8 protein-coding genes are annotated in these 9,204 nt (G+C 55.4%); all 8 read left to right on the forward strand.

What is annotated here, in order from left to right:
* The coding region (locus WFM46_RS21065) for a DUF421 domain-containing protein (protein ID WP_336998446.1) at positions 1-439 on the forward strand (439 nt) is incomplete at its 5' end.
* Positions 440-602: 163 nt separating this feature from the next.
* On the forward strand, positions 603-1,691 hold the full coding sequence (gene serC, locus WFM46_RS21070; RefSeq protein ID WP_159339204.1) for a 3-phosphoserine/phosphohydroxythreonine transaminase: 1,089 nt from the start codon (positions 603-605) through the stop codon (positions 1,689-1,691).
* A gap of 69 nt (positions 1,692-1,760) precedes the next feature.
* On the forward strand, positions 1,761-3,044 hold the full coding sequence (gene aroA, locus WFM46_RS21075) for a 3-phosphoshikimate 1-carboxyvinyltransferase (protein WP_103178920.1): 1,284 nt from the start codon (positions 1,761-1,763) through the stop codon (positions 3,042-3,044).
* Between the two features lie 183 nt (positions 3,045-3,227).
* Complete coding sequence (cmk, locus tag WFM46_RS21080; RefSeq protein WP_103178921.1) at positions 3,228-3,911, forward strand: (d)CMP kinase; 684 nt, start codon at positions 3,228-3,230, stop codon at positions 3,909-3,911.
* A gap of 111 nt (positions 3,912-4,022) precedes the next feature.
* On the forward strand, positions 4,023-5,696 hold the full coding sequence (gene rpsA, locus WFM46_RS21085) for a 30S ribosomal protein S1 (protein ID WP_032617357.1): 1,674 nt from the start codon (positions 4,023-4,025) through the stop codon (positions 5,694-5,696).
* Between the two features lie 120 nt (positions 5,697-5,816).
* The gene (ihfB, locus tag WFM46_RS21090) at positions 5,817-6,104 is read left to right on the forward strand and encodes an integration host factor subunit beta (RefSeq protein WP_039029484.1); all 288 of its coding nucleotides are present in this window, start codon (positions 5,817-5,819) and stop codon (positions 6,102-6,104) included.
* A gap of 213 nt (positions 6,105-6,317) precedes the next feature.
* The gene (locus WFM46_RS21095) at positions 6,318-8,582 is read left to right on the forward strand and encodes a ComEC family protein (protein ID WP_336998447.1); all 2,265 of its coding nucleotides are present in this window, start codon (positions 6,318-6,320) and stop codon (positions 8,580-8,582) included.
* A 36-nt stretch (positions 8,583-8,618) separates the two neighbouring features.
* Positions 8,619-9,204: ABC transporter transmembrane domain-containing protein (locus WFM46_RS21100; protein ID WP_336998448.1), on the forward strand; the 586-nt coding region annotated here is incomplete at its 3' end.

Consider the following 9,204-nt stretch of genomic DNA (forward strand, 5'->3'; position numbering starts at 1 on the left):
GTTGCTCTACCGGCTGGTGATGTGGCTGATGTCGAAAAGTGAAAAGCTGGAAGACCTGCTTGAGGGCAAACCGGTCGCCATTGTCGAAGAGGGCAAGCTGGCCTGGGAAAAAGTAAAGCGCGCCAACATGACCGAGTTTGAGTTCTTTATGGAACTGCGGGTGAGCGGCGTCGAACAGCTTGGGCAGGTTAAGCTTGCCATTATGGAGACCAACGGGCAGATAAGCGTTTACTTTTATGACGATGAGCAGGTCAAGCCCGGGCTGTGCATATTGCCGGATGAATTTGTGGAACGTTTTATGACGATACCGGAAGTCGGCGAATATGCCTGTCGGCGTTGCGGTCATGTTCAGACTCTACAGGCCGGGGCGCATCAATTATGTCCACGTTGTACGAATCCGGAATGGACGAAGGTTAGCTGGGCCAAACGCATCACCTGACAGCAATTTTGTCGGTTTTGTGACAGCCCGCTGGCAGAATGTATTGTGTGATGGCGGGCACATTTTCCGGGGCATGAGTTTTAGACATTGCGGCGCGTGTCACTGAATGATAAAACCGATATCCACAGTTATTACTTATGGCTTTATAGCGTGGTGAGGGGAAATGGCTCAGGTCTTTAATTTTAGTTCAGGTCCGGCAATGTTACCGGCGGATGTGCTCAAACAGGCTCAACAGGAGCTGTGCGACTGGAACGGTCTTGGCACGTCGGTAATGGAAGTCAGTCACCGTGGTAAAGAGTTTATTCAGGTGGCGGAAGAGGCAGAAGCAGATTTTCGTTTCCTGCTGAATATCCCCTCAAATTACAAAGTATTATTCTGTCACGGCGGCGGTCGCGGTCAGTTTGCCGGTATTCCGCTGAACCTGCTGGGCGACAAAACCACCGCCGACTATGTTGATGCCGGTTACTGGGCTGCCAGCGCGGTAAAAGAAGCGCACAAATACTGCTCTCCGAACGTGATTGATGCCAAAGTCACCGTTGACGGCTTACGCGCGGTAAAACCGATGAGCGAATGGCAGCTCTCCCGCGATGCGGCCTATCTGCACTACTGCCCAAATGAAACCATCGACGGCATCGCCATCCACGAAGAGCCAAACTTTGGCGAGGATGTGGTCGTCACGGCGGACTTCTCCTCCACCATTCTCTCTTCGCCGCTGGATGTCAGCCGCTACGGCGTGATCTACGCTGGCGCGCAGAAAAACATCGGCCCGGCCGGCCTGACCCTGGTGATCGTGCGCGAAGATCTGCTGGGTAAAGCGCACAAATCCTGCCCGTCGATTCTGGACTACAGCGTGCTGAACGATAACGACTCCATGTTCAACACCCCGCCGACCTTTGCCTGGTATCTCTCTGGCCTGGTCTTTAAATGGCTGAGAAACAACGGCGGCGTGGCGCAGATGGATAAGATCAATCAGCAGAAATCTGAGCTGCTCTACAGCGTCATCGACGGCAGCGACTTCTATCGCAACGACGTCGCCAAAGCGAACCGTTCCCGCATGAACGTGCCGTTCCAGCTGGCCGACAGCAATCTCGATAAGCTGTTCCTCGAAGAGTCCTTCGCTGCTGGTCTGCATGCGCTGAAAGGTCACCGCGTGGTTGGCGGCATGCGCGCCTCCATCTATAACGCCATGCCGCTCGAAGGCGTTAAGGCGTTGACCGACTTCATGACTGACTTCGAACGTCGCCACGGTTAATCACGCCCCTGTTCACCCCCGTAGCCTCGCTGCGGGGTTTTTATTATGTTGAATTGAGACTTAAATTTCATGGAATCCCTGACGTTACACCCTATCGCGCGGGTAGATGGCACCATTAATCTGCCTGGTTCAAAAAGTGTCTCGAACCGCGCCTTGCTGCTGGCTGCGCTGGCAAACGGCACCACTGTTCTCACTAACCTGCTGGACAGCGATGACGTTCGCCATATGCTTAATGCGCTGAAAGCGTTGGGAGTCCACTATACCCTGTCTGCGGATCGTACCCGTTGTGAAGTGACGGGCAATGCCGGTGCGCTGCACTCCGCCGACGCGCTGGAGCTCTTCCTCGGCAACGCCGGCACGGCTATGCGCCCGCTGGCGGCAGCCCTGTGCCTGGGCAGCAATGACATCGTGCTGACGGGCGAGCCGCGCATGAAAGAGCGCCCGATTGGTCATCTGGTTGATGCGCTGCGTCAGGGCGGCGCGCAGATTGACTATCTGGAGCAGGAAAACTATCCGCCGCTGCGTCTGCGTGGAGGTTTTACCGGCGGTGAAGTGGCGGTGGACGGCAGCGTTTCCAGCCAGTTCCTGACCGCGTTGTTGATGACCGCACCGCTGGCACCACAAAACACCACTATCACCATTAAAGGCGAGCTGGTTTCCAAACCCTATATCGATATCACGCTGCACCTGATGAAGACCTTTGGTGTTGAGGTGGAAAACCACAGTTACCAGCGTTTTGTGGTGCGCGGCGGGCAGCAGTACCAGACACCGGGCAATTACCTGGTAGAAGGCGATGCCTCGTCGGCCTCTTACTTCCTGGCGGCGGGTGCCATTAAAGGCGGTACCGTTAAAGTGACCGGTATTGGTCGCAACAGCGTGCAGGGCGACATTCGCTTTGCTGATGTGCTGGAGAAGATGGGCGCCGTGGTGACCTGGGGCGATGACTACATCTCCTGCACCCGCGGGGAGCTGAACGCCATTGATATGGACATGAACCACATTCCTGACGCGGCGATGACCATTGCCACAGCGGCGCTGTTTGCCAAAGGCACCACCACGCTGCGCAACATCTACAACTGGCGTGTGAAAGAGACCGATCGCCTGTTTGCCATGGCAACCGAGCTGCGTAAAGTGGGTGCGGAAGTGGAAGAGGGCGAGGACTATATCCGCGTAACGCCTCCGGCCAGGCTACAGGCGGCGGAAATTGGCACCTATAACGATCACCGTATGGCGATGTGCTTCTCGCTGGTGGCGCTCTCCGATACGCCGGTCACCATCCTTGACCCGAAATGTACCGCGAAAACGTTCCCCGACTACTTCGAACAGCTGGCGCGTATTAGCACTTCTGCATGATATCGCGACGCCGCATCACCTGATGCGGCGTTTCCTTACGCTTCCTGACATCATCATCGTCCATTTCTTCTACACTCAGCTTCAAACATTTCGTAATTTGCACGCAAAGGTAACAGTTGTGCACGTTGACGCGTATAATGCGCGGCGTTTACACATCGGTATGCCTAAATTAAGGAGAAAAAGATGACGGCAATTGCCCCGGTAATCACCATTGACGGGCCGAGTGGCGCAGGTAAAGGCACGCTATGCAAAGCCATGGCGGAAGCACTGCAATGGCATCTTTTAGATTCGGGCGCAATCTATCGTGTGCTGGCGCTGGCTGCCTTGCATCATCATGTCGATGTCGCCTCTGAAGAGGCGCTGGTGCCGCTGGCCGCCCATCTGGATGTACGTTTCATCTCCACCAACGGCAACCTGGAAGTGATCCTTGAAGGGGAAGATGTCAGCGCTGAGATCCGCACCCAGGAAGTGGCGAACGCTGCCTCTCAGGTCGCGGCTTTCCCACGCGTGCGCGAGGCGCTTTTACGTCGCCAGCGCGCGTTCCGCGACGCCCCGGGCCTGATCGCTGACGGACGCGATATGGGAACCGTGGTTTTCCCTGATGCGCCGGTGAAAATTTTCCTTGACGCTTCCTCGGAGGAGCGTGCGCAGCGCCGTATGCTGCAGTTGCAGGAAAAGGGCTTTAGTGTTAACTTTGAACGTCTTTTGTCTGAGATAAAAGAGCGTGACGATCGCGACCGTAATCGCGCCGTTGCACCGCTTGTTCCCGCAGATGATGCATTAGTTCTGGATTCTACCAGTTTAACTATTGAGCAAGTGATTGAAAAAGCGCTACAATATGCGCGCCAGAAATTGGCTCTCGCGTAATCGCGACCGATTTAGCAGTACCCCCGCTGCAATGGATTGACGGCGGGTATGTGAAACAACCCCATCCGGCACGGAGCCAGGTGGACGTTAATATTAACCTGAAGATTAAACATGACTGAATCTTTTGCTCAACTGTTTGAAGAATCCTTAAAAGAAATCGAAACCCGTCCGGGTTCCATCGTTCGTGGCGTTGTTGTTGCTATCGACAAAGATATCGTACTGGTTGACGCCGGTCTGAAATCTGAGTCTGCCATCCCGGCAGAGCAGTTCAAAAACGCCCAGGGCGAGCTGGAAATCCAGGTTGGTGACGAAGTTGACGTTGCTCTGGATGCAGTAGAAGACGGCTTCGGTGAAACCCTGCTGTCCCGTGAGAAAGCTAAACGTCACGAAGCTTGGATCACGCTGGAAAAAGCTTACGAAGAAGCTGAAACTGTGGTCGGTGTTATCAACGGCAAAGTTAAAGGCGGCTTCACTGTTGAGCTGAATGGTATTCGTGCGTTCCTGCCAGGTTCACTGGTAGACGTTCGTCCAGTTCGTGACACCCTGCACCTGGAAGGCAAAGAGCTTGAGTTCAAAGTAATCAAGCTGGACCAGAAGCGTAACAACGTTGTTGTTTCCCGTCGTGCCGTTATCGAATCCGAAAACAGCGCAGAACGCGATCAGCTGCTGGAAAACCTGCAGGAAGGCATGGAAGTCAAAGGTATCGTTAAGAACCTCACTGACTACGGCGCATTCGTTGACCTGGGCGGCGTTGATGGCCTGCTGCACATCACCGACATGGCGTGGAAACGCGTTAAGCACCCAAGCGAAATCGTGAACGTGGGCGACGAAATCACTGTTAAAGTGCTGAAGTTCGACCGCGAGCGTACTCGTGTATCCCTCGGCCTGAAACAGCTGGGCGAAGATCCATGGGTAGCTATCGCTAAACGTTACCCAGAAGGTACTAAACTGACTGGTCGCGTTACCAACCTGACCGACTACGGCTGCTTCGTTGAAATCGAAGAAGGCGTTGAAGGCCTGGTTCACGTTTCCGAAATGGACTGGACCAACAAAAACATCCACCCATCCAAAGTTGTTAACGTTGGTGATGTAGTGGAAGTTATGGTTCTGGATATCGACGAAGAACGTCGTCGTATCTCCCTGGGCCTGAAGCAGTGCAAAAACAACCCATGGCAGCAGTTCGCGGAAACCCACAACAAGGGCGACCGTGTTGAAGGTAAAATCAAGTCTATCACTGACTTCGGTATCTTCATCGGCCTGGACGGCGGCATCGACGGCCTGGTTCACCTGTCTGACATCTCCTGGAACGTTGCAGGCGAAGAAGCAGTACGTGAATACAAAAAAGGCGACGAAATCGCAGCAGTTGTTCTGCAGGTTGACGCAGAGCGTGAGCGTATCTCTCTGGGCGTTAAACAGCTCGCAGAAGATCCGTTCAACAACTGGGTTGCACTGAACAAGAAAGGCGCAATCGTAAACGGTAAAGTGACTGCAGTTGACGCGAAAGGCGCAACCGTAGAACTGGCTGACGGCGTTGAAGGTTACCTGCGCGCTTCTGAAGCTTCACGTGACCGCGTTGAAGATGCAACTCTGGTTCTGAGCGTAGGCGACGACGTTGAAGCTAAATTCACCGGCGTTGATCGTAAGAACCGTGCAATCAGCCTGTCTGTTCGTGCTAAAGACGAAGCTGATGAGAAAGATGCAATCGCAACTGTTAACAAACAGGAAGATGCAAACTTCTCTAACAACGCAATGGCTGAAGCTTTCAAAGCAGCTAAAGGCGAATAAGTTACTCGTAGAGTGACTTGACAGATTGCAGGATTCGTCCTGTAATCAATAACAAAGGGCGGCTACGGCCGCCCTTGTTTAAGCTGTTTAGCTAATTGGTTTGAAGGAACCGGAGGAATCATGACCAAGTCAGAATTGATTGAAAGACTTGCCAGCCAGCAATCGCATATACCTGCGAAAGCAGTGGAAGACGCCGTAAAAGAGATGCTGGAGCATATGGCTACCACTCTTGCACAGGGCGAGCGCATTGAAATCCGCGGTTTCGGTAGTTTTTCTCTGCACTATCGTGCTCCACGTACCGGGCGTAACCCGAAGACTGGTGACAAAGTAGAGCTGGAAGGTAAATACGTTCCGCACTTTAAGCCGGGTAAAGAGCTGCGCGATCGCGCCAATATTTACGGCAACTGAGTTTCGCCTGCGGGCAAAACTGAGTGACCACAAGAAAAGCACCTGCGGGTGCTTTTTTTGTTTTTCTCCTTTTTATCCGGAAGCCACGCCGCAAATTGCACGGCTTTTTGCTGCACACCGTTTATTTATGCCAGCCGGCGTCGCAAGCGCCTGATTTCACACCTGACAGACGTAACGTCTGAACGCACACTGCCCTGACACAGGGAGGTGTAAATGCGTTTAACGTCGTTAGCGACATGTCTGATCCTGGCTATCCTGCCGCTTCTGTGGCTGCCCGCTCTGCCAGCGCTGCCGTTTATCCAGGCCATAGCGGTTGCCGGATTTCTGCTCGCCTTAATTCGTCATAACGTGGCCCGCTACAGTGGTTTCTGGCTGCTTTTCTTTGCCTGGGGAGCGTTGGCCGCGCAAAGTGCGGTCTGGCCAATGCAGCATCTGACCCGGGGTCCGCAGAAAGCGGAGATAGAGATCGTAGCGGTTGAAAACGACGCGGCCTATCGGGCCCGTATTACCCAGCTCAACGGCAAAGCGATGGTGCCAGCAGTAGGCGTCACGCTGTATGGCAACACGCTGCCGCAACCGGGCTGCGCCGGGCAGCGGTGGTCGATGACCTTATCGTTACGCGCCGTTCATGGGCAACTCAACGATGGCGGGTTCGATTCCCAGCGCTATGCCCTGGCACAGCATCAGCCCCTGACCGGGCGTTTTACCCATGCCGATGTAACAGATGCTCGCTGTAGTTTACGCGCCCGCTATCTCACCTCGCTGATGGCCACACTTTCTGCTTATATCCAGGGGCCGGTTCTGCTGGGGCTGGGGATGGGGGAGCGGCTGGCGGTAACGCCAGAGATAAAAAATCTGATGCGGGAAACCGGCACCGGGCATCTGATGGCGATCTCGGGTTTGCACATAGCCCTGGCGGCGTCGGTTGTCTGGCTGCTGGTGCGGGGCATACAGTTTTTCATCCCGGGGCGTTGGGTAAGCTGGCGAGCCCCGCTGGTGGCAGGGTTCTGCTTTGCCGCCTTTTACGCCTGGCTTACCGGAATGCAGCCTCCTGCGTTGCGTACCGTCGTCTCACTGGGCGCTTGCCTGGCGTTGCAATTGAGCGGTCGCCTCTGGTCGCCCTGGCAGGTATGGCGCGTCTGCATTGCTGCCATTTTACTGGCCGATCCTCTGGCCGTGCTGTCGCACAGTCTTTTACTGTCCGCTTTTGCCGTGGCGGTGCTGATTTTCTGGTATCAGTGGGTGCCTGCCCCGCGCTTTTCCGGCCCGTGGGTCGTCAGGGCCGTGGTTAGCTTGCTGCACCTGCAGCTTGGCATGCTGTTGCTGTTGCTGCCGGTACAGATTGTCGTCTTCCATGGTTTCAGCCTCTCTTCACTGGTCGCGAATCTGGTGGCGGTGCCGCTGGTAACCTTTATTTCGGTGCCGTTGATCTTACTGGGGATGGGGCTGCACCTCTGGAGGTGGGCGGCGGCGGAAAATATGGTCTGGACGCTGGCGGATGGCTCACTGTCGCTGCTGTTCAGATTTTTAACCGCACTCCCTGACGGTTGGATCCCGGTCGATAAACGCTGGCTGTGGCTGACCCTGCTGCCCTGGGCCGCCATTGTCGCCTGGCGTCTGCGCGGGGCGCGTACCTGTCCGGTGGTCTGTGTCTCGGCACTGGTGCTGGCAAGTAGTCCACTTTGGCGGGCTGATAAAACCGAGGGCTGGGCGGTGCATATGCTGGATGTCGGACAGGGGCTGGCAATGGTGATCGAGCGGCAGGGGAGAGCGATCCTTTATGACACTGGCCCCGCCTGGCCGGGCGGGGACAGTGCGCAACAGCTGATCATTCCCTGGTTACGGTGGCACCATTTACGCCCGGAGGGGGTGATTATCAGCCACGAACACCTCGACCATATCGGCGGGCTGGTATCGCTACGTAAGGCGTGGCCGTCTATGTGGATAAGAAGCCCGCTGCGCTGGGCCGGGCATGGCCCATGTGTGCGCGGAGAGCGCTGGCAGTGGCGAGGGCTGACCTTCAGCGCACACTGGCCCCTCACCAACAAACCGCAGCGCGGCAATAACGGTTCCTGCGTGGTTAAAGTTGAGGACGGTACCCATAGCGTGTTGTTAACCGGCGATATTGAAGCGAAGGGAGAAAAAGCGATGCTCAGTCGTCACTGGCAATATCTTGCGTCTACACTTATCCAGGTGCCGCACCATGGCAGTAATACCTCCTCGTCACTCCCTCTGGTGCAGCGCGTGGGTGGGCAGATCGCTCTGGTGTCTGCCTCCCGCTATAACGCGTGGCGACTGCCTTCGTTCAAAGTGGCTCGCCGCTACCAAAAGGAGGGGTATCGCTGGCTAACAACACCCCGACTGGGACAACTTACCGTTTCTTTTTCGCAACATGGCTGGCAAATCCATAGCTTACGGGATCAAATTTTGCCCCGTTGGTATCATCAGTGGTTTGGCGCGCCCGGAGATAACGGGTAGAATATGCGGCTATTTCAACAAATGCTGGTTTTTTGAATGCATAACGACAAAGATCTCTCCACGTGGCAGACCTTCCGCCGACTCTGGCCGGTGATTGCACCCTTCAGAACGGGCCTAATCGTGGCGGGCGTAGCGTTAATCCTCAACGCAGCCAGCGATACCTTCATGTTATCGCTCCTCAAACCGTTACTGGACGACGGTTTTGGTAAAACGGATCGCTCAGTGTTGCTATGGATGCCGCTGGTGGTTATCGGCCTGATGATTTTACGCGGCATCACCAGCTATATCTCCAGCTACTGCCTCTCCTGGGTTTCGGGCAAAGTGGTGATGACCATGCGCCGCCGCCTGTTCAGCCATATGATGGGCATGCCGGTCGCGTTTTTTGACAAGCAGTCGACCGGCACCCTGCTGTCGCGCATTACTTACGACTCCGAGCAGGTGGCTTCCTCCTCCTCCAGCGCGCTGATCACCGTTGTGCGTGAAGGGGCGTCGATTATTGGTCTGTTCGCCCTGATGTTCTGGTACAGCTGGCAGCTGTCGCTGATCCTGATTGTGCTGGCGCCGATTGTGTCGATTGCGATCCGCGTCGTCTCGAAGCGTTTCCGCAGCCTCAGTAAGAACA

The sequence above is a fragment of the Leclercia sp. M50 genome, assembly GCF_037150775.1.
GTDB lineage: Bacteria > Pseudomonadota > Gammaproteobacteria > Enterobacterales > Enterobacteriaceae > Enterobacter.

Bases quoted from the DNA above. Each gene is read 5' to 3' on its own strand.
- ihfB (WP_039029484.1), top strand. From the start codon at position 5,817: ATGACCAAGTCAGAATTGATTGAAAGACTTGCCAGCCAGCAATCGCAT.
- rpsA (WP_032617357.1), top strand. From the start codon at position 4,023: ATGACTGAATCTTTTGCTCAACTGTTTGAAGAATCCTTAAAAGAAATC.
- serC (WP_159339204.1), top strand. From the start codon at position 603: ATGGCTCAGGTCTTTAATTTTAGTTCAGGTCCGGCAATGTTACCGGCG.
- aroA (WP_103178920.1), top strand. From the start codon at position 1,761: ATGGAATCCCTGACGTTACACCCTATCGCGCGGGTAGATGGCACCATT.
- cmk (WP_103178921.1), top strand. From the start codon at position 3,228: ATGACGGCAATTGCCCCGGTAATCACCATTGACGGGCCGAGTGGCGCA.
- WFM46_RS21095 (WP_336998447.1), top strand. From the start codon at position 6,318: ATGCGTTTAACGTCGTTAGCGACATGTCTGATCCTGGCTATCCTGCCG.